This is a genomic window from Aquimarina sp. 433 (assembly GCF_054054605.1).
Genome location: NZ_JBSWZK010000007.1, coordinates 93,202 through 114,274, shown reverse-complemented (window position 1 = coordinate 114,274; position 21,073 = coordinate 93,202). Strand labels below are relative to the sequence as shown.

Genomic DNA, 21,073 nt, shown 5'->3' with positions numbered 1-21,073 from the left:
TCAGACAAAACTGATGGCCTTTTTCTTTTTCTATTTCTTTATAAAAACATCAATTTTTGAAGTAACAAAATCAACAATAGTGACACTAAAAGGAAATGATAAACAAAACAACATGAAAAATACTATTGTAATAGTAACTATTCTCTTAATGAGTTCAATGATTTTTGGTCAAAATGAGTTTGAACCAGGAATAATCCAACTTAAAAATGGTCAAGAAAAAAAAGGATTAATTCAATTTCTAAATGAAACCAATACAAATAAAGTTTTTTATAAAGAATCAGTAGATAGTGAGCTAACACAATTCACACCTAACCAAATTAATTCTTACAAACTTGATAATGTAAATAAAAAAGTAATCTCCGAAAAGCTAGGTTTAAAAGCAATCTTTATGGAGGTAATAATCGAAGGAAAAGCAAACCTTTTGCTTTATAAAGACGAAAATAGAGATAATAGGTATTTTCTAAAATCTGAAAAGTCTGGTTTAAAGGAATTAGATATCATAACCAGAAATGAAGGAGATCTACAAAAAGGACAGTTCCAACTCAAACGATACGTAGGAATATTAAACTTTGAGTTTAATCATTGCACAGAAATGAATGGTAAAACAAATCAAATAAGATTAACATTAAGTAGTTTATCCAAAGCATTTACAACATACAATAACTGTGTAAGTGAAGTGTCTTTCATATCTGAAAGACTAAACAGAACTGACTATCACACCATTTTTATTGAAGCAGGGATAAATTTCACATCGATTAGAGAAAAAGGAGATCGTGTCCGCGGAAAAGACTTCGAAAACTCTTTTTCCCCTACTATTGGTCTTACCTATGTCTATACTCCCACTATATTTAATTCTAGAACATCCTTATCCGCTGGAATTTCATACAATTCTGTAAATTCCGAAACTGCTTATTTCAGAAATAATGACGTTCTTATTGGTAATTACAGAACTACAAAAATAAATCCTAAAACAATAAATATTAAGCTTGGAATACACTACAATCTAAACAAGTCCAAGAGAAAATTAAATCCTAGTCTGGGGATATTCTATATAAATAGTAGATTACTAAATAAAGACAGTGCTTATCTAAGAATTGATAATGAAGGTGTTGAAGAATATTTATATAAAGATTTCGAAATACCTATTTCTAGTGCTTCCTCAGGATTTGCAATAGAATTTAGTACTTCATATGCTCTAACATCAAAAAATAATATCCTTATCAAGTTAGGTTATGAAAGAATTGGAGATTTCTTAGACTATTTTGGAGCGTCATATGCTACTAATACTTTTTATGTAAAAACTGGATATAGTTTCGATCTATAAACTTTGATTAATCGCTTATATAGAAGGCCGTTCCAAAAGACGGTCTTTTTTTATTAAACACTGTTAACATTTTTCATTTTTATAATGTATAATTAATTGTATTTTTATCGCTTAAAATCCAAATCTCCCCCTATGGGTAAAATAATAGCGATTGCCAATCAAAAGGGTGGTGTTGGTAAAACAACCACCTCTGTAAATTTAGCAGCTTCTCTAGGAGTACTAGAGAAAAAAGTGTTACTAATAGACGCCGATCCACAAGCGAATGCTACATCTGGATTAGGGTTAGATGTTGAAAGTATCGAAAAAGGAACCTATCAAATCCTCGAACATACTATCAATCCTTCTGAAGCTGTATTAGAAACCACTTCTCCAAATGTAGATATTATACCAGCTCATATCGATCTGGTTGCTATTGAAATTGAATTGGTGGATAAGGATGAAAGAGAATATATGCTTAAAAAAGCTGTAAATGACTTAAAGTCGGAATATGATTATATTTTAATTGATTGCGCTCCTTCATTAGGTCTTTTAACGCTAAATGCACTTACAGCTTCAGATTCGGTAATTATTCCTATCCAATGTGAATATTTTGCGCTTGAGGGATTAGGTAAATTATTAAACACGATTAAAAGTGTTCAAAAAATTCATAATGAACAACTTGATATCGAAGGATTGTTATTAACCATGTATGATTCTAGATTACGTTTATCTAATCAAGTAGTTGAAGAAGTACAGAAGCATTTCAATGAAATGGTGTTTAAAACAATCATTCAGAGAAATATACGTTTAAGTGAAGCCCCTAGTTATGGTGAGAGTATAATTAATTATGATGCTGCTAGTAAAGGAGCTAGTAATTATTTAAGTTTGGCGCACGAGATTATAAAGAAAAATAGTTAAGGATTTATGGCGAAGGCAACGAAAAAACAGGCTTTAGGAAGAGGATTATCAGCTTTATTGAAAGATCCTGAAAATGATATAAAATCAGCAGATGATAAAAATGCTGATAAAGTTGTTGGAAATATTATAGAATTAGATTTGGGAAGTATTGATGTAAATCCTTTCCAACCACGTACAAGTTTTAATGACGAAACACTTCAGGAGCTAGCTACCTCTATTAAAGAAATTGGTGTAATTCAACCAATAACAGTTCGTAAGTTAGATTTCGACAAATACCAATTAGTCAGTGGTGAAAGACGTTTTCGTGCTTCTAAATTAGTAGGATTAAAAACAATACCAGCTTACATTCGTATTGCCGACGATCAGGAATCTCTTACCATGGCACTGGTTGAAAACATTCAGCGTCAGGATTTAGATCCCATAGAGATTGCATTATCATATCAAAGATTAATAGATGAAATTAAGCTAACTCAAGAACAATTAAGTGATCGTGTAGGTAAAAAGAGATCAACTATTGCTAATTACCTAAGACTATTAAAATTAGATCCTATTGTACAAACAGGAATTAGAGATGGGTTTATCTCAATGGGTCACGGAAGGGCTTTAATAAATGTAGAAAGCAAACAACAACAATTAGATATCTACGAAAAAATTATTGGAGATTCTTTATCAGTCCGTAACACTGAAAAATTAGTTAGGTCTTTAAACAACAAGGAAGAAAAACCTGCTACTGAAAAAACTGAACAAAAGGCGCCTCAATATATCCTAAAAGGAATTAAAGATTTTTCCGAATATTTTGGAGCTAAAATAGATGTTAAAGTTTCCAGTAACGGACGAGGGAAATTAATCATCCCGTTTTCTTCTGAAGAAGATTTTAAACGCCTAAAGAAACTTATTGATAGTGAAAATTAAATCCATTTATATCGTTTTATTCCTATGCTTTTGTATTCATAGCGTTTTCGCTCAAGAGAAAGATGAAAATGAAAATGAAGAGTTGAAAGTCGTTACTGAAGAAGTTGCCGTTAAAAAAAAGAGAAAGCGAAATAAAAAAATCAAACCTTATGAACCTCTTGCTCCAGCAAGAGCTGCTTTTTATTCTGCTGTATTACCAGGGCTAGGTCAAGCATATACAGGAAAGTATTGGAAAATTCCTATTGTTTATGGAGCCTTAGGAGCTGGCATCTACTTTTACACCTTTAATAATGAACAGTATCTAGAAGCCCGAGATTTTTATAAAGGAAGGCTAGCAGGAATCCCTGACGATCCAAACAATAGATTAAGTGTCCTAACCGATGAGCAGTTAATTGATCGACAACGTAGGTTTAGAAGGGATCAAGAATTATCAATATTAATTACCGCAGGTCTGTATGTATTAAACATTATAGATGCTAATGTAACTGCGCATTTGCAACAATTCAATGTTTCAAAAGACCTAACTTTTCAACCCAAAATAAATATTAACGAATTTGATTACACACCTAGTTACGGAATGTCATTAAATTATAGTTTTTAGATTTTAATTAGAATACAACCACCAAAAATATGAATATTGCTCTTTTAGGATATGGTAAGATGGGGAAAACCATTGAAAAAATTGCGACCGAAAGAGGTCATAACATTGTACTTACCGTAGACAAAGATGATACCGAGTATGATATATCTGTTGCTGATATCGCTATTGATTTTAGCATACCTTCAGCTGCTGTTGATAATATCACCAAATGTTTCACAGCTGGTGTTCCGATCGTTTCTGGAACTACCGGATGGTTAGATCATTATGATGAAATTATCAGCTTATGTAAAGAAAAAAATGGAGGCTTTATTTACGCCTCTAATTATAGTCTTGGAGTAAATCTATTTTTTGAATTGAATAAAAAACTTGCCAAGATGATGCATCCTATAGAAGGATACAATATTCATATGGAAGAAATTCATCATACCCAAAAGCTTGATGCACCAAGTGGTACTGCAATAACATTAGCAGAAGGAATCATAGAAAATAGTGCTAAAACTAATTGGCAATTAGACCAAGGTGATGACCAAACGATTCCTATCGTTGCAAAAAGAATAGAAAATGTTCCAGGAACTCATACTGTAACCTACACATCAGCCGTTGATGATATTGAAATTAAACACACCGCTCATAATCGTCAGGGATTTGCTTTAGGTGCTGTAATTGCAGCAGAATGGCTTGTCGGTAAAATGGGCGTTTATGGAATGAAAGACGTTTTAGGAATATAACTAAACTAACAAAAAGTGTAACACTTTTTGTGTTACTTATACTTATACTAAAAAAACACATAGAATGACACTATCGGAATGGTTTATTTTTTTCCTTGCTATCCAAGTAATACACTTCTTGGGAACTTGGAAATTATATGTTAAAGCAGGAAGGAAAGCTTGGGAAGCAGGTGTACCTGTTTACAACGCTGTGGTACTAATGAAAATAATTAATCGTCCTTGGTGGTGGGTAATTTTATTGTTTATTCCTGTAATTAATGTAATTATGCTACCTGTTATCTGGGTAGAAACTATTAGGAGTTTTGGAAAAAATACTACCGCAGATACGATATTGGTAATAGTTACTTTAGGATTCTACATCTATTATGTGAATTATATGCTCGATGTAACTCACATTCCAGATAGAGACTTGAAACCCAAAACAGGAACGGGAGAATGGATTAGCTCTATTCTTTTTGCGGTTGTAGCAGCAACACTAGTACACACCTATTTCATGCAACCCTATACCATACCAACTGGCTCTTTAGAAAGAACTTTATTAGTAGGAGACTTCTTATTCGTAAGTAAATTTCATTACGGTGCCAGAACACCTATGACATCGGTTTCATTTCCTATGGTGCATGATACGATACCCTTAGTCAAAACTAAATCCTACAATAGTGATATTCAATATCCATATTTTAGACTACCAGGTTTTCAGAAAATTAAACGTAATGATATTGTAGTATTCAGCTGGCCAGTAGACACAGTGCGATTCTTTAGAGACCCTTCTGGAATTCATGTTTATAAACCTATAGACAAAAAGTCTAATTATGTAAAACGGTGTGTAGGCGTGCCTGGTGATTCGTTATCTGTAGTAGATGGATATGTGCATATAAATGGAGAACAAACCGAATTACCTGATCGAGCGGATATTCAGTTTACATATTCTTTTAAGAAAAAAGGAGGTGATTTTACCCAAGATGTGTTATATGATCGTTATAAAATAAAACCTGGTGAAATTGGTTTTGACGGAGATTTGCAGCGCCCTTTTGTATTCTTGACAGAGGAAAATGCTGAAAAGTTCAAAAATAAGCCAGGAGTTTCTGAATTAAAAAGAAGAATACAACCTAAAGGAGAAAAAGATCCTGGTATCTTCCCTAATAATGGAAAAGTAAACTGGAATAACGATAACTTCGGTCCTATTTATATTCCTGAAGAGGGGAAAACGGTAAAGATAGACCTAAAGAGTTTTTCATTATATCGAAGAATTATAGAAGTTTATGAAGGTTCTGAAATGGGAATTGAGAACAAACTAACCGTAAAAGGATCTCAAATACTACTTAACGGAAATCCTATTGATAGTTACACCTTTAAACAAGATTACTATTGGATGATGGGAGATAATCGTCATAATAGTGAAGATAGTAGAGTTTGGGGATATGTCCCAGCAAATCATGTGGTAGGGAAACCAGTATTCGTATGGATGAGCTGGGATAGTAATGCGAAAGGATTTTTAAATAAAATAAGATGGAAACGCTTATTTACTACTGTAGGTGGTAATGGCGAACCAGTATCTTATTTCTATTATTTCTTAATTGCATTAGTGGGTTGGATTGGATTTAGTCAGTATAGAAAAAGAAAAAAAGCATCGTAATTGCTATTTCTAAAACTACTGACAATTTATTAAAAAACTTAAGTTCACAATCTTGAAAACTGTTCTACTACATCCCATGTATTTTGGATCTATTGCACAGTATGCTGCCATGGCTCAAAATGATACTGTTATTTTTGAAGACTATGATAACTACCAAAAACAAACGTATCGCAATAGAACGTATATTTATGGAGCAAATGGTAAACTACTATTAACCATACCGATCAAACACACTGGCAAACACAGTAATGGTAAACAATTGTATAGAGATGTAAGAATAGAAAATGAATTTCAATGGCAGTCACTGCATTGGAAATCTATACAAACAGCATATAGAACCTCTCCTTTTTTTGAGTATTATGAAGATGAACTGGTCCCTCTTTTTGAAAAAAAGAAAGATTACCTTTTAGATTTCAATTATGAGTGCATGGAAGCAGTTAACGATTGTTTACAATTAAAAGCAGACTATTCTAAAACCACAGCTTTTCTAAAAGAATATGGTGACGACTTAAACGACCAGAGGACTCTTGTCAATGCCAAAAAAGACAAGCACCATGCATTATCATCATATATCCAGGTATTTTCAGAAAAACATGGATTTATCTCTAATCTTTCTATTTTGGATTTATTATTCAATGAAGGTACCAATGCTATTACATATTTAGAAAATCAAATGATTTATTGATGTATCGTTTTATGATACATTATGGTTTTCATTTCATCATCCCTTTTGGGATTGCTTTTGTTTTTTATCCTCAAAAATGGAAGTCAGTGTATCTTATTTTTCTTTCTGCAATGCTCATAGACCTTGATCATTTAGCAGCAAATCCCATTTTTGATCCTAATCGATGTAGTGTTGGTTTTCATTTTTTGCATAATATATACGCTATAATTTTCTACGGTATTTTACTATTTTTCAAGAGAACTAGAATCTTTGGTATTGCTTTATTATGGCATATTATTACAGATTTCGTTGATTGCCAGATGATATAAAGTTATAATTAGAAAATATTTTTTAATTTTAATACAGAATACATTGTAACCAATTTTATAATCCCCCTTATATCTATGAATAAATTTTTACTCGTTGTTACCATCTTATTTTTTATTTCTTGTGGAAACAAAAAAAAAGAAGCTGATGAAAACTCTTCAAAATCTGATGCTACAGCAGCAACAAATGCACTTCCTATTGAAAAATATGGTTCGATAGCCATTGATACTTTTTTAGTAAGAAAATTACCTAAGAAAGAGATGAATGCTAAGTTTAATACAAACAGACAAATTCAATTAGGTATTTCTAATGAACTATATCAAGCATATTCTTATAATGATAAATCTGGAGTATACTATTTTCTTCTAACCGATCATGTTAAAAATGTAAATGAGAAAAACGATACTCTGTATGATAATATTTACGCTATGAGCGTTCGAGTGGATAATAACAAATTTAAAAAGAGATCTACAATAAAAGGAGAAATTGATGATCAATGGGAAACTTCTATCGGTTTCTGGAATCAATACTCGCAATTGTTTGATTATGATGGAGACGGATCAGTGGACCCAATCATTGTGTACGGTACGACAACTGATAACAACTATGTGGATGGTAGAGTACGAATTTTAGCATATCACAACAAAAGTAGAATAACGATCAAACATCAAAATAGTGAAATTGCGGATGGTCGAATTACAAAGATTAATAAGAAACTTTATACATTTCCAGCCCCTATACAAGAAGCTGTAAAAGAAACTATGAGAAATATGGTTAAAAACGGCCATGCTGTATTTGCAGATGGCTGGGAGAAAAGTATGGAGAATCAGGCTGTCCGATTAGGAAACTAGCACTTAAATTTGGCAATGTTGTTATTCCTGTATTAAAATATTATGCTGATTTTTAATTGACTTTACAATGCTATACTATTTATGCGTCCGTAAGATATCCTTGCCAGGCCATAATAAAAAAATATAGTGGATAATAAATACCACAAATAACAAAGAAGATACCAAACTTAAGATCATCCTCTAACATATTGTGAGTTAAAAAAACTGTAATAACCGTTATTAATGCTACTGACTTAAATAATGTTCTAGCAACATAATCCAAGTCTAAAAAAAATCTTGATAAGATATTAAATAGCACTGCAATTATAACCGCCCAACTAAAAGACCAGTCATATTTTGGGTAAAAACTATGAATCATTGGAAACACAAATAACAAAAATGATAAAAGTAAAAAGGTAACTGCATTCATTTTTTCTGAAAGACTAAGAAACCTTCTTCTATCTTTTTTAAGATAAAATAATAACCCGTGTATAGGGTCTAAAAAATACCCATAAATGCTCCCAACAATTAGTATAGACAAAGCTGGTGCAAAATGTAAAATACTATAATCGTTATTTATTAATAAAAACAGAGTAATACCACCTAAAAAAAGAAGAAATAATGATGCTATTGACCACTTATTAGGACCTTTACAATAATCATCTATTTTCTGAAAAAAATTATAAAATCTATGCTCAAGAACTTCAATATGAAATAAAAACTTCAAAACATCTCTATCCGCAGGATCCTTTCTAAGCGCTTCTATGATGTGCTCTTTGGAGGCCTTGAGATTACCAAGTCTTAAGTTTACAACTGCGGCCGCTCGATGAGTACCTTCATCATCAGGAGAAATCTCCAGTGAACTTCTTATAGCTCTTATGGTTTCACCTCTTTTGTATTTTTTTCTAGATAAAAGTTTTGCTTTTAAATTAAGTGTATCTGAATTTCTTGGCTCTATTTTAAGTGATTGCTTCACTACTTCAAAAGATGCGTCCAGTCTATTAAGTCTCATTAAAATATATGCCTTTTCATTAAGCAGTAATACTTCAGTAGGAGTTAATCTTAAACCTTCATCTATGAAATGAAGCGCTAGAGTATAATTTTTTTTTCGTATTAAAATACTTGATTTTAGATAATATCCATAATATTGATCAGGTTCACTACTTATTAGTTCTTCTGCTATAGAATATGCCTGTTCATTTTTTTCGAGATTATAATAAGAAAGTCCTATGAGGTACTTAGCAATATAAGCATCAGGCAATATCTGAAGGGTAGCTTTAAAAAAATCTATAGCTTCCTCATATCTACCTAAATCAAATAATATTTTTCCTTTCTTTAATGGATTCAAAAGTTATTTCTTAAGAAAATTTCCTATCCAACTATAGCCTACCAAACCAAAAATAGAAATCATCATTGGAACTGTAATAGAGTCTGTAAAAAGAGAGCCCACTGTACCAGAAAATAAAATAGCAAATCCTATTAAATAACTAATATATCTAGAAGATTTTTTCTCGATCAAAGCCGACATAGATATCGGAATTACCGAGCAAACCGATGAAATACCAAATAAAAACCAATATTCATCCTTGGATATAAAGAATATCAAAAAACTAATAACACTCAAACCGGATAAGATTGCAAACAGTATTCCTGATACTCTATCTTTAGTTTCTAACAAATATTTGCCGTTAGGATTCAACAGTAATATTGCATTTGATAAGGGGCCTATGATCCATCCACCAAGTGCAAATAACAAATAAGGCACAATAACAAAATATGCTACATACGGATATTCCGTTTTACTTAATAAAAATACAACTACCCGATACGCAATATAAAGCCCGATAATAAAAGCCCATTGATTGCCTTCTTTCATGTTCGACACCCAGAAAGCATACTTCAGAAAAAGCCTATACACAAAGTTTTTAGCTTTTATAGATTCTAACATACCATCTTTTGCATATCTGGAGTTAGGATCATTCTTTAGTGATTCTTTAAAATGATGCATCGCTTTTTTATGATCACCTTGCTCTAAGTGTACCCAACCAACACTTGCATGAGAAAAACTTCCTTCTGGATCCTGATGTAACGTATTCTCTACTGTTTCCTGAGCCTCTTCTTTTCTATTTAGTTTCACTAAAGTCTGCGCTCTAACATTAAGACACAAAACATTATTAGGATGTAAAGCTAAACCTTCGTTTGCACAATCTAGACTTTTTGAATAGTCTTTTGATTCCAAAAGCATTAGTCCTTTATAGCCAAAATAATCGGGATTATAAGGATCCAAGGAGATAGCTTCGTTAATTGCTTGTAACGCCTGTTCTTTGTTTTCCTGATGCCATTTTATAACAGCTTTATTATAAAACAATTCATCCTCATTTGGATACTGTGATATTAAAAGCTCATTTAACTTCTCCCCTTTATCAAAATCATCTAATTCTAAATAGCATCTTACGAGTAAACTTTTCGCCCAATAATTATCCGGATCCGATTGCAAGCCTTCTTGTAATGATTGTAATGCTTTATCGAACTTCCCTATTTGAAAAAGTTGAGAACCTCTTTCAAAAAAAACATTCTCCATTTACTTTCTTATTTTTAGGTACGATAATATTTCGTCATACAAGCCAGAATCGTTCGCGTATAGCGCATAATTCTTAGAGGTAGTAAACCATTCTTTGGTACTAGGCTTTACGCTTTTTATTGCTTTTAACAAATCCTTCGTACTAATTGGTTTAGGAATACCATCACTAAAGGATTGCATCAATTTTTCTTCTATCGCCACATCTATAGAAGCTTGGATATCGGCTCCTGAAAAATCCTTAGCTGCTTTGGCCAAAGCTTTATAATCGATACTTTCTACAGGCTTATCCTTAAGCATGATCTCATAAATTGCAATTTTTGCAGCATGATCAGGTGGAGCTACAAAGATTATTCGATCAAATCTTCCTGGACGTCTGAATGCTGGATCTAAATGCCATGGAGTATTGGTAGCTCCTAATACCAAAATTCCGTCATTATCACTATCAATACCATCTAGTTCTGCCAAAAATTGATTGATTACATTTCTACCCGCAGATTTATTCATATCACTCCTGTTGGCACCAAGAGCATCTATTTCATCAATAAAAATCACACAAGGTTTATTACTTCTTGCAGTTTCAAATATTTCATGAAGGTTTTGTTCACTGCTACCCACCCACATATCCAAAATATCATTTATCCCTATACTGATAAAATTAGCATTTATCTCGCCAGCAGTGGCTCGGGCTAGATGTGTTTTACCACAACCTGGAGGACCATACAGAAGAATACCTCCTCCTATCTTTTTTCCATAGGCTTTGTATAATTCTTTATGTTCTAAAGGTTTAATTATTTTCAGAGAAATCTGTTCTTTAACATCATTCATACCTCCAACATCCAAAAAATTGACTGTTGGCTTTTTTAAAAACTTGATTGCGTCTTCATCTACCAATGTATCTTCCTTATCATTTACAGTTTGCATTCTTAATACGCCATCAAAGTCCGCATTTTTATATGATGTGTCAAAAATAAGAATCTGCTGATAGGTCTCTTTGGCTTCGTTAATATTACCATCTTCCAACTGGCAGTAACACAACAACTCTAAATATTCTATATTTGAAGAATTTAACTCAATAAGTTCCTCCAAAATAATCTCTGCAGGAGCTGTTTTTTTAAGCCTAAAATAACATTTGGATAGCCCAAATTTTGCATCGATAGAATTTCCGTCCAATTTAAGAACCTCCAAGTACTGTTCTTCGGATTTTTGGTATTCACTTCTATCGAAATAGGATTTTGCTATTCTTAACCTAAGAGGAATATTATCTGGGGAAAAAGAAAGTGCTTCCAAAAGATCATCTATAAAATCATTACTCATAGTACGTATTATTTCTCCTATTTTTTTGTTTTAATATCAAAATTAAAGTTTAATCTTTGAATAGATTGGATAATGGTCTGAAAGTTCTACATCATAACTTTTAAAACTGATCACTTCTGCGTCATCTGGCACTAGAATAAAATCAATTCTAGCAGGAAATAACTCGAAGTTAAATGTTTTTCCAAACCCTCGACCAGCTTCCTTAAAAGTATCTTGTAAATCTTCGGATTTGATCTTGTCATAAATATAGGAATAAGCAGTATTATTAAAATCACCCATCACAATATTTCTGTAAGGAGATGATTTTAAATGTGCAATTAACTGCTCTGTTTGACTTTGCTGCTTTTTAAAGGACGTTTGAATTCGTTTTAATAATTTTTGAGAGTCTGCTTTTGTAAGATCATCGGTCTTAGAACTAATACCATGAGATTGCAAATGAACATTGTAAACTCTTACCGTATCCGTTGGAGTGATTACATCCGCAAAAATTACATTATTAGCAGTATTCTCGAAATTTAAAGATCCTTTTTTTGCGAAAGGATATTTAGAAAATATAACCAATGCTAATTCCTGACTTCGATGATGAAAGTAATCGTATTTATAAGGATATTGCTTAAAATCTATGTTGGGATTGTTATAAAACTCTTGTACACAAAAAATATCTGGATTCTCTTTTTTAATAAACTCGGAAATATCTTTAGGAATCTCTTCAGAATCTATCCATTTAAATCTATTAAACACATGAACATTAAAGGTTAATAACGAAAGTGTATCCTTGGTATCTTCGGCTAAGCTTTTACCTCTTAATCTATATAAGGAAGTAACATGCGAAATCCCTAACAATAAAACTATTAATGATAACAACATCTTACGTTTAAACAATATTGCCCAATATAAAAAGAACAATACGTTAACCACTATTAAAATAGGTACTGCTAAGCTTAGAACAGATAATAAGGGAAAGGTCTGTGGGGATACATAAGGAAGTAAATAAGACATTAGCAGAGCGAAAGCCACCAAAGAATTAATAAAGAATATAATCTTATTAACTACCTTTCTCATAATTAATCTTTCCCTGCTTTAAACAAGAAATCTTTTTCTTGTTTAGTAAGGCTATCATAACCGCTTTTGCTTATTTTATCTAGTATAGCATCGATTTCTGCCTGATTAGGGTTTTTATTTTTTGATGATGAATTTGTTACCTGTGTTTTAGATTTTTTTGGCTTTTTAGCTTTATGTACTGTCTTTAAGGGACTTTTCTTTTTAGGTTTAAACATGGAAACTACAGCATCCATAAATTTTTCAAAACCACTACCAATATCATTTCCTTTTTTTAGCTGAATAGCATATAGATATCCAAATAAAGCTCCTCCAAGATGTGCTATATGTCCTCCTGCATTACCAGCTGGTATTTGAATAATATCTAGAACCACAAAAAATGCTGCAATCCACCAAAATTTCACACTACCAATAAACATTAAACGAACGGACATATGAGGTATATAACTCGCTACAGCTATTAATATTGCCATTACCGAGGCAGATGCTCCTAATAACACAGAACTACCGACTTCGGAGAATACAGGAAATACATTATAAGATAACATATATAGTAATGCTCCGAAAATTGCTCCAAGAAAATAGACAGTTAAAACCCTCTTTTCTGTAAGGTACGAGACAAAATATCTTCCAGAAAAATATAAAATAATCATATTAGATGCTAGGTGCCAAAATCCACTATGCAGGAAAGCGTAGGTAACAATAGACCAAGGTTTTAGCACAAACTCTCCTAATTCTTTAGGAAAAACAAACCAGTCCATTAGAAAACCACTGGACGCTTCAAAGAGATACGCAAATGTATTAATAAGGTAAAAACCAACAAATACGATTACATTAATAACTATCAACTTTTCAACTATTGAAAAGTTCCTAAATTTCAATTTTAAATCGTCTATCTGTGACATTAATTCCAACGATTTTGATTAAACGAATTCTTTTTCCAATACCACATTGTGATGAATCCAATTACTGCTCCTCCAATGTGAGCCCAATGTGCAATGTTTGTTGCACCATATACACTTTGACCAGTAATTCCTCCGAAAAGATCCAAAACAAAATACCCTGCAACCAAGTACTTTGCCTTTATCGGAACCGGAATAAACATTAGATACAGTGGTAAGTTTGGAAACAAAACTGCAAATGCAGCAATGACTCCAGCGATAGCTCCGGAAGCTCCCACCATTAAACTATGATACGCTCCAAACATATCTGAAACACTTTCTTCTGTTGTATATTTTAACACCGCAGTATTATATCTTCCAGAATCCAAGAAACCAATAATTTCTTCATTTGAAAAACCAGCTTCTATAAAACTTTGATATGCTGGCTGAAAATTAAAGTAATAAAATGCCAACTGAAGTAACATCGCTCCTAATCCCGCAGAAAAGTACAGAAATAAGAACTTTCTTTGCCCAATTGCATTCTCCATATGACTTCCAAACATGTATAACATAAACATATTAAAAAGAATATGCGCAAATGTTTCTTGACTGTGCATAAACATATGAGTAGCAATCTGCCATATCTGAAAATTGCCGTTTTTTGGAAACCATAAGGCGAATAGTTTGTATGCAGCATCACCTAATGTAAGAGATCCTATAAAAAAGATCACATTAATAATCAATAAGGCTTTAACTGTATCTGTAATTCTTCCCATCTACTCTTAAAATTTTTTATCTATATCATCTACTGTTAACGTGATGAAAGTTGGCTTGTTATCAGGTGTAATTGTTGGTTCTGTACAAGCAAAAAGGCTATTTACAATATATTGCTGCTGTTCTTTAGGAAGCTCTATTCCTGTTTTAACAGCAATACTTCCAGAAATTGATCTAACCAAAAGATCGGTTAATGAAAAACCACTATCTGGTACTTCCTGTTCTATATCATTAATTAGCTTTTCTAATAATACCGAAACTTCACTCTCAGTGGTTGCAGTAGGTATACCAGAAATAGACACATCCGTATCTGTAATTTCGCCAAATACAAAACCTGTATTTTCTAAATGTTCTTGTACTTCTTTTAAAATTTGCATCTCTTGCTTAGAAAAAGACAATTTTAAAGGAAATAGTAATTGTTGACTAACTGCACTTGCCATGGTGATGTTTCGCAACACCTCTTCATACAGCACTCTATAATGTGCTCGATTCTGATGTATGATGACCATACCACTTTTGATGGTCGTAACAATATACTTTCTTCTAAGCTGATAGGTAATATGATGCTCTAACTCTGCCTCCTGATCTGCATTAAATAAAGAGCCTGTGACTTCAGAACTTTCAAATTCTATAGAGGTGAAATCATTCTCTAAAGGTTTCGAAGAAGTCTCTGGAGTTTCTAAACCAGCATATAAATTTTCCCAACTTCCAGCAGGTTCTTTCTTAAAACTTGTATAACTTTTAGAAGAAGATGAAGTACTTTCTTTAGGATCATCCTTAAACGGATTAAAACTTCTATCAACCTCTATAGTTGGTGTCTTTATCATCTTACTTTTATACTCATACGGAGTGTCCATAGAAGCATCTCTATTAAAATCTAATATTGGTGCCACATTAAATTGTCCCAAACTATGTTTTATCGTAGAACGTAACATAGCATACAATGCATGCTCATCATCGAACTTAATTTCCGTCTTTGTAGGATGAATATTAATATCTATAGATTTAGGATCTACAGTAAGATATATAAAATAACTTGGGTGTGTTTTTTCTTTTAGCAAACCTTCGAATGCGGAATTCACACCATGGTTAAGGTAAGCGCTTTTAATAAAACGATTATTTACAAAGAAAAACTGTTCTCCTCTTGTACGCTTAGCAAATTCAGGTTTACAAACAAAACCAGTAATTTTCACCAAATCCGTTTCTTCTTCGACAGGAACTAATTTTTCATTCGTTTTCGCTCCAAAAATATGTACAATTCGCTGTCGATAATTTGTGACAGGTAGACTAAAAACCTCACTACCATTGTGGTACATATCAAACTTAATATCTGCATGCACCATAGATACCCTGTGAAATTCATCGATAATATGACGTAACTCTACAGCATTTGACTTTAGAAAATTACGTCTTGCTGGAATATTGTAGAACAGATTCTTAACACTTATAGAAGTTCCTTTCGGAGTTACACAAACTTCTTGTGACACTACTTCGCTTCCTTCTATTTTTATTTCCGTTCCTACCTCATCTTTTTCTTGCTTGGTTTTTAACTCCACATGGGCGATAGCCGCTATAGAAGCTAATGCTTCTCCTCTAAACCCTTTGGTATTTAACTGAAAAAGATCTTCAGCATTTTTTATTTTGGAAGTAGCATGACGCTCAAAACTTAATCTGGCATCGGTTACACTCATTCCCATACCATCATCAATCACTTGAATGAGCGTTTTACCAGCTTCTTTAATAATTAGTTTGATATGTGAAGCCTTTGCATCAATAGCATTTTCTAATAATTCTTTGACTACAGAGGCTGGTCGTTGCACTACTTCTCCCGCAGCTATTTGGTTTGCTACGTGATCCGGTAATAGTTGGATAATATCTGACATTTATTGTCCGGCAGTAAATATGGATAAATCAAAATCAATTATATATAAAAAAATAAAAGTCAACACTAAGGCAATAAGAATTACTCGTTTATTAAATTCTCTATTTCCTCTATTACGACTTGCTTTTCTATCTTCGCTCCATTGAGAACCAAAATCAATAGCATTTCGTGTATCGCGATATTTAGTAATTCTATTTTCGAAATCATAGATATTTCCTTCACTCTTACCCTTATAATATCTAGGAGTATAGTTATATCTTCGATTTGTTTTTCTTTTAGGGATACTTAATTTCACGTGTTGCTCCTTTCTTTTTATATTATCCAAATATACTTAAAATGCATAGCAATCTAAAGCTTTTAGCATTACAATAACATCGAATATATCAAATAGCAACTATAGTGCCGCTTTTAAAATTTTGATAAGAATATTAAAAATCAGCTATAAAATGATGTGTTAGAATTTTGCGTCTTTACGCAATTGAGCCATTTTTATAGCAGCAATAGCAGCTTCGGTTCCTTTATTACCGTGCCTGCCTCCAGATCTATCTATGGACTGCTGCATCGTATTATCGGTTAAAACACAAAAGATAACTGGAATATCACTCTGTATATTTAGGTCTTTGATTCCTTGGGTAACGCCATCACATACAAAATCAAAATGTTTTGTTTCTCCTTGGATAACGCTTCCGATCGCAATCACAGCATCCAACATATCATAGGATTGCTGCATTTTTTTACAGCCGTAAATCAGTTCAAAACTACCAGGCACATTCCATCGAACAATATTTTCTTTGATGGCACCACAATCAATTAGTGCATCAAAAGCTCCTTGGAAAAGACCTTCTGTAATTGTTTCATTCCATTCTGAAACAACAATCCCAAACCGAAAATTTTTCGCGTTTGGGATTGTAGCTTTATCGTATTGCGATAAATTTTTATTTTCTGTAGCCATATTAAGTTTATTGTTATCAGTTGATAGTTTTAAAATTTAATCCTAGAACTAAAAACCGTCAATTACAAACTACTTAAGCATTCCTTGAGCTCTTCCTAAATGAACATCAGCTTGATTCGCTTCTACACTCTTAGAAAATTCTTCTTTGATTCTTTCTAAATAAGTAATTGCCACATCAGGCTTTCCTAAAGAAATAGCGGTAACCGCTGATTTCAATAAAAACTTTGGAGTTGTAAAGTCATTTGTTTTAGCATTCGCAGCTTTTTCGTAATAAGATAAAGCTTCACCCATTTGATCTAATTGAGCAAAAGCATCACCAATTCCTCCTAAAGCAAGAGGTCCTAGCATTTCATCATCACTCTTAAACTTATCTAAATGATCAATTGCTTCTTGATACTTATTCATATTAAGGTATGAAAATCCAGCGTAGTAATTCGCTAAATTAGCGGCTTTAGTACCACCATAATTTTCAATGATTTCTAAAAATCCATATTTACCTTCTCCTCCGTTTAAGGCTAATGTATATAAAGAGTCACTTACAGTAGTGTTACCGTTTACGGCGTCATCAAAATACTGTTGTGCTTTAAACATCTCGTTAGATGCTTCTAATTCTTTTGGTTCTTGTACGTACTTTTGATATCCTAAATATCCTAATACGACAACAGCGATAGCCCCAACAATGATAAATATATATTTTTGATTGGCAGCAACCCATTCTTCAGTTCGGGAAGCACCTTCATCAAGCGTATTGAATACCTCAGCAGTTGTAGAGTGATCTTCTATTTGCTCTACTTCTTCTGCTTTATTTTTTGGTTTGTATCCTCGTTTCTTATAAGTTGCCATAAATATTATTTAATGAAGGGCAAAAATAAAATTTTTATTCATAATTAAAAGCGAAAATATTTGTTATTTTTTAATATTTTGCACTTCTTATTTGAGAATTTCAAAAAAGTCACTACTTGCTGACGATCAGTGGTTTATGATTCTAAAATCCCTTTCTTTAATCAATTATAAAAATTTTGAATCCGTTAATTTCGATTTTGACACTAAGATTAATTGCTTAGTTGGACATAATGGAGTTGGAAAAACGAATATCTTAGATGCCATCTATCATTTATCGTTTGGTAAAAGCTATTTTAATCCAATAACGAGTCAAAACATTAAACATGGAACGGATTTTTTTGTGGTCGAAGGTTTATATGAAAAATTGGATCGGGAAGAAAAAGTAATCGTTAGTGCAAAAAAAGGTCAAAAAAAAGTAATCAAGAGAAATGGAAAGGCTTATGATACATTTAGCGAGCACATCGGTTTCTTACCATTAGTAATTATCTCTCCTGCAGATCGAGATCTTATTACCGAAGGTAGCGATACGCGTCGTAAATTTATCGATGGTGTTATATCACAAAGTGACACCACATATTTATCAGTATTACTTAAATACTCTAAGGTGGTTTCTCAACGAAACTCTCTGTTAAAATATTTCGCCGCTAACAATACCTTTGATCCTACTACACTAGAAATTTATAATCAGCAACTCGATGAATTAGGAAGTGTGATTTACAACAAACGGACTGAGTTTTTGGAAACGTTCATCCCCATTTTTATCAACAGATATGAAGCTATTAGCTCGGGAAAAGAAGCTGTATCTTTAAGATATCAAAGTAAATTAGCAGAAAACAATTTACTTACTCTCTTAGAACAACATCTTTCTAAAGATAGAATGTTACAATACACAAGTGTAGGAGTTCATAAGGATGATTTGATTTTTGAGATAGAGGGACATCCTATTAAGAAATTTGGTAGTCAAGGACAACAGAAATCATTTTTGATCGCTCTTAAATTAGCCCAATTTGATTTCATTAAAAAGCAAAGCAAAGTAAACCCTCTACTCCTATTGGATGATATTTTTGATAAACTAGACGAAAAAAGAGTTGAACATATCATTCAATTAGTAGATGACCAAAATTTCGGACAACTATTTATCAGCGATACGCATGCGGATCGTACCGAAAATGTGGTAAAAAAAATATCGCAATCTTATAAAATAATAAAGTTAGAATCTTAATTTAAACTAACAGAATCAATGACGAAGAACAGCATATACCTATTAATCCTAATATTTGTTTCCTGTGCAAAACAGGATCCAGAAGAAACAATATCCAACATTTCTGGGTATTGGGAAATTGAAAAGGTCATTACTGCAGAAGGTATAGAAAAACAATACAATTTTAGTCAGATGGTTGACTTTTTTGAAGTAAAAGATAAAAAGGGCATAAGAAAAAAAGTGCAACCGCAATTAAATGGTAATTTTATTACCACAAAAGATAGCGAGTCCTTTATTATAACTGTAGAAAACGATAGTATTTGGATGCATTACAAAACTCCATTATCTGAGTGGAAAGAAGCCTTGCTTTCAGCAAAAAACGATCAAATGATTATCCAGAATGAAGCCGGAAATCGTTATTTTTACAAACCCTATACAAAGATTGAATTGTAATGAGCAGAAGACAGAATGACCATCTTAGGATTAGTGATGTACTTAAGGAGTTTGTTAGTGAAAATAGACTTCAGAAAGGATTAGATAAGGTAGAAGTAAAAGATGTTTGGGAGCAAATTATGGGACCTGCTATTACAAAATATACACTCGAAATTAGGCTAGATCGAGAAACCCTATATGTTGAACTTACTTCTTCCGTTCTTAGAGAAGAATTAAGCTATGGAAAAGAAAAGATCATTACCAACCTTAATGAAGCTTTGGGACGTTCATTAATTAAAAAACTAGTTCTCAGATAACTAAAACTACGTTTAGCATAAAGTATTGTTAAACTATCATTTTTTACCTTTTAGACAAGAAACAAATTCCCCATTTATTGCATTAATATTTAGTATTAATTAAATAAATCATTTTATGATGTTACAAAGCATTTTGAATTTAAAAGGAATCACTGTACTTAAAAAGGAGCACAAAAAGGTAATTAGCGGAGGTATTAATTATGAAAATTGTGATAAACCAGAAACATGGTTCTATGACATGTCTGCTGAATGTGAAGCATATTATGGCGGATAACTGGTCAATTCAATAACTAACAGGTAAACAGAGGTTCTCTTTTCGAGTTACTTCTGTTTACGCTTTAGATCATAATTCCATTCTTTCGAATACTAAGATTATTCATCTCTATTCTTGCTAACACTATTTTTACAGAATTTAACAAAGTAATACTAATTTAATGCTAATCTATCTCTGACGTATTCTATTTTCGTCTTTCCGTGTGGTGCAGGTTTTCCGTTTTCATCTAGATATACCATAGTGATATTATCCACTTGAATAATTGTTTTGCGAGTCAATTTATTACGTACCTCACATTTTAGCACTAATGAAGATCTTCCAAATTTTACAACATCCATTCCTATTTCTACAATATCTCCTTGCAAAGCAGAACTCACAAAATTAATTTCCGACATGTACTTGGTAACTACTCGATTACTTTCTAATTGAATCACTGCATATAAAGCAGCTTCCTCATCGATCCACTCTAATAATCTTCCTCCAAATAGAGTGTTATTTGGATTTAGATCGCCCGGTTTTACGATCTTTCTTGTATGATATCTCATTTCCTTTACTTTTGGACAAAGTTACGGAAAGCGCTTCCAATAAATGCTCATAAACCCCTTATCCACAAAGAATTATCTATTTAAGAATTTGCGAATGTA

24 protein-coding genes are annotated in these 21,073 nt (G+C 32.4%); 13 read left to right on the top strand and 11 right to left on the bottom strand.

What is annotated here, in order from left to right; all coding sequences use genetic code 11:
• Positions 1-112: 112 nt before the first annotated feature.
• The 9 genes from ACWNT5_RS15275 (at position 113) to ACWNT5_RS15235 (ending at position 7,940) form a co-directional block, all read left to right on the top strand.
• A complete protein-coding gene (locus ACWNT5_RS15275) occupies positions 113-1,324 on the top strand; it encodes a hypothetical protein (RefSeq protein WP_456517824.1) in 1,212 nt (403 codons plus the stop codon).
• Between the two features lie 132 nt (positions 1,325-1,456).
• Positions 1,457-2,221, top strand: a complete 765-nt coding sequence (locus ACWNT5_RS15270) for a ParA family protein (RefSeq protein ID WP_299606999.1) — start codon at positions 1,457-1,459, stop codon at positions 2,219-2,221.
• A gap of 6 nt (positions 2,222-2,227) precedes the next feature.
• Positions 2,228-3,133, top strand: coding sequence for a ParB/RepB/Spo0J family partition protein (locus ACWNT5_RS15265; RefSeq protein WP_299606998.1), 906 nt, complete (start codon positions 2,228-2,230; stop codon positions 3,131-3,133).
• Positions 3,123-3,734 (top strand): DUF5683 domain-containing protein, encoded by a 612-nt coding sequence (locus tag ACWNT5_RS15260; RefSeq protein ID WP_299606996.1) that lies wholly within the window; start codon positions 3,123-3,125, stop codon positions 3,732-3,734. The genes ACWNT5_RS15265 and ACWNT5_RS15260 overlap by 11 nt, the downstream gene beginning before the upstream one ends.
• Positions 3,735-3,763: 29 nt before the next feature.
• On the top strand, positions 3,764-4,462 hold the full coding sequence (gene dapB / locus ACWNT5_RS15255) for a 4-hydroxy-tetrahydrodipicolinate reductase (RefSeq protein WP_299606994.1): 699 nt from the start codon (positions 3,764-3,766) through the stop codon (positions 4,460-4,462).
• A 64-nt stretch (positions 4,463-4,526) separates the two neighbouring features.
• Positions 4,527-6,098: a signal peptidase I gene (lepB, locus tag ACWNT5_RS15250; RefSeq protein WP_299899109.1), complete on the top strand. Its 1,572-nt coding sequence runs from the start codon at positions 4,527-4,529 to the stop codon at positions 6,096-6,098.
• Positions 6,099-6,150: 52 nt separating this feature from the next.
• Complete coding sequence (locus ACWNT5_RS15245; protein WP_456517823.1) at positions 6,151-6,783, top strand: WbqC family protein; 633 nt, start codon at positions 6,151-6,153, stop codon at positions 6,781-6,783.
• Positions 6,783-7,091 (top strand): DUF6122 family protein, encoded by a 309-nt coding sequence (locus ACWNT5_RS15240; protein WP_299899106.1) that lies wholly within the window; start codon positions 6,783-6,785, stop codon positions 7,089-7,091. The genes ACWNT5_RS15245 and ACWNT5_RS15240 overlap by 1 nt, the downstream gene beginning before the upstream one ends.
• Positions 7,092-7,166: 75 nt before the next feature.
• A complete protein-coding gene (locus ACWNT5_RS15235) occupies positions 7,167-7,940 on the top strand; it encodes a M949_RS01915 family surface polysaccharide biosynthesis protein (RefSeq protein ID WP_456517822.1) in 774 nt (257 codons plus the stop codon).
• Between the two features lie 79 nt (positions 7,941-8,019).
• Here ACWNT5_RS15235 and ACWNT5_RS15230 read toward each other — a convergent pair whose 3' ends face one another.
• The 10 genes from ACWNT5_RS15230 to ACWNT5_RS15185 form a co-directional block, all read right to left on the bottom strand.
• Positions 8,020-9,267, bottom strand: a complete 1,248-nt coding sequence (locus tag ACWNT5_RS15230) for a tetratricopeptide repeat protein (RefSeq protein ID WP_456517821.1) — start codon at positions 9,265-9,267, stop codon at positions 8,020-8,022.
• A gap of 3 nt (positions 9,268-9,270) precedes the next feature.
• Positions 9,271-10,500 (bottom strand): tetratricopeptide repeat protein, encoded by a 1,230-nt coding sequence (locus tag ACWNT5_RS15225; RefSeq protein WP_456517820.1) that lies wholly within the window; start codon positions 10,498-10,500, stop codon positions 9,271-9,273.
• Positions 10,501-11,814, bottom strand: coding sequence for an AAA family ATPase (locus ACWNT5_RS15220; RefSeq protein WP_456517819.1), 1,314 nt, complete (start codon positions 11,812-11,814; stop codon positions 10,501-10,503).
• Positions 11,815-11,856: 42 nt separating this feature from the next.
• Positions 11,857-12,876 carry an endonuclease/exonuclease/phosphatase family protein gene (locus ACWNT5_RS15215; RefSeq protein ID WP_299606984.1) on the bottom strand — a complete coding sequence of 340 codons (1,020 nt, stop codon included), beginning with the start codon at positions 12,874-12,876 and terminating at the stop codon, positions 11,857-11,859.
• Positions 12,877-12,878: 2 nt separating this feature from the next.
• Positions 12,879-13,778 carry a rhomboid family intramembrane serine protease gene (locus tag ACWNT5_RS15210; protein ID WP_299899099.1) on the bottom strand — a complete coding sequence of 300 codons (900 nt, stop codon included), beginning with the start codon at positions 13,776-13,778 and terminating at the stop codon, positions 12,879-12,881.
• Positions 13,778-14,530: a rhomboid family intramembrane serine protease gene (locus tag ACWNT5_RS15205; RefSeq protein WP_456517818.1), complete on the bottom strand. Its 753-nt coding sequence runs from the start codon at positions 14,528-14,530 to the stop codon at positions 13,778-13,780. The genes ACWNT5_RS15210 and ACWNT5_RS15205 overlap by 1 nt, the downstream gene beginning before the upstream one ends.
• Positions 14,531-14,536: 6 nt before the next feature.
• Complete coding sequence (gene mutL / locus ACWNT5_RS15200; RefSeq protein ID WP_456517817.1) at positions 14,537-16,411, bottom strand: DNA mismatch repair endonuclease MutL; 1,875 nt, start codon at positions 16,409-16,411, stop codon at positions 14,537-14,539.
• Entirely contained in the window at positions 16,412-16,705 is a 294-nt protein-coding gene (locus tag ACWNT5_RS15195; RefSeq protein ID WP_299606976.1) for a hypothetical protein, read from the bottom strand.
• Positions 16,706-16,864: 159 nt separating this feature from the next.
• The gene (ribH, locus tag ACWNT5_RS15190) at positions 16,865-17,362 is read right to left on the bottom strand and encodes a 6,7-dimethyl-8-ribityllumazine synthase (protein WP_456517816.1); all 498 of its coding nucleotides are present in this window, start codon (positions 17,360-17,362) and stop codon (positions 16,865-16,867) included.
• A gap of 69 nt (positions 17,363-17,431) precedes the next feature.
• Entirely contained in the window at positions 17,432-18,205 is a 774-nt protein-coding gene (locus tag ACWNT5_RS15185) for a tetratricopeptide repeat protein (protein WP_299606974.1), read from the bottom strand.
• Between the two features lie 136 nt (positions 18,206-18,341).
• Between ACWNT5_RS15185 and recF the strand changes: the two genes are divergently transcribed.
• From recF to ACWNT5_RS15165, 4 genes are all read left to right on the top strand, one after another.
• Positions 18,342-19,427 (top strand): DNA replication/repair protein RecF, encoded by a 1,086-nt coding sequence (gene recF / locus ACWNT5_RS15180; RefSeq protein WP_456517915.1) that lies wholly within the window; start codon positions 18,342-18,344, stop codon positions 19,425-19,427.
• An 18-nt stretch (positions 19,428-19,445) separates the two neighbouring features.
• Positions 19,446-19,859: a hypothetical protein gene (locus tag ACWNT5_RS15175; RefSeq protein ID WP_299606972.1), complete on the top strand. Its 414-nt coding sequence runs from the start codon at positions 19,446-19,448 to the stop codon at positions 19,857-19,859.
• Complete coding sequence (locus ACWNT5_RS15170) at positions 19,859-20,155, top strand: DUF721 domain-containing protein (RefSeq protein ID WP_299606970.1); 297 nt, start codon at positions 19,859-19,861, stop codon at positions 20,153-20,155. The genes ACWNT5_RS15175 and ACWNT5_RS15170 overlap by 1 nt, the downstream gene beginning before the upstream one ends.
• 115 nt (positions 20,156-20,270) lie before the next feature.
• A complete protein-coding gene (locus ACWNT5_RS15165; protein ID WP_299606969.1) occupies positions 20,271-20,429 on the top strand; it encodes a hypothetical protein in 159 nt (52 codons plus the stop codon).
• Positions 20,430-20,581: 152 nt separating this feature from the next.
• Here the strand turns inward: ACWNT5_RS15165 and ACWNT5_RS15160 are convergent, their stop codons facing one another.
• Complete coding sequence (locus ACWNT5_RS15160) at positions 20,582-20,974, bottom strand: acyl-CoA thioesterase (protein ID WP_299606967.1); 393 nt, start codon at positions 20,972-20,974, stop codon at positions 20,582-20,584.
• Positions 20,975-21,073: the final 99 nt, after the last annotated feature.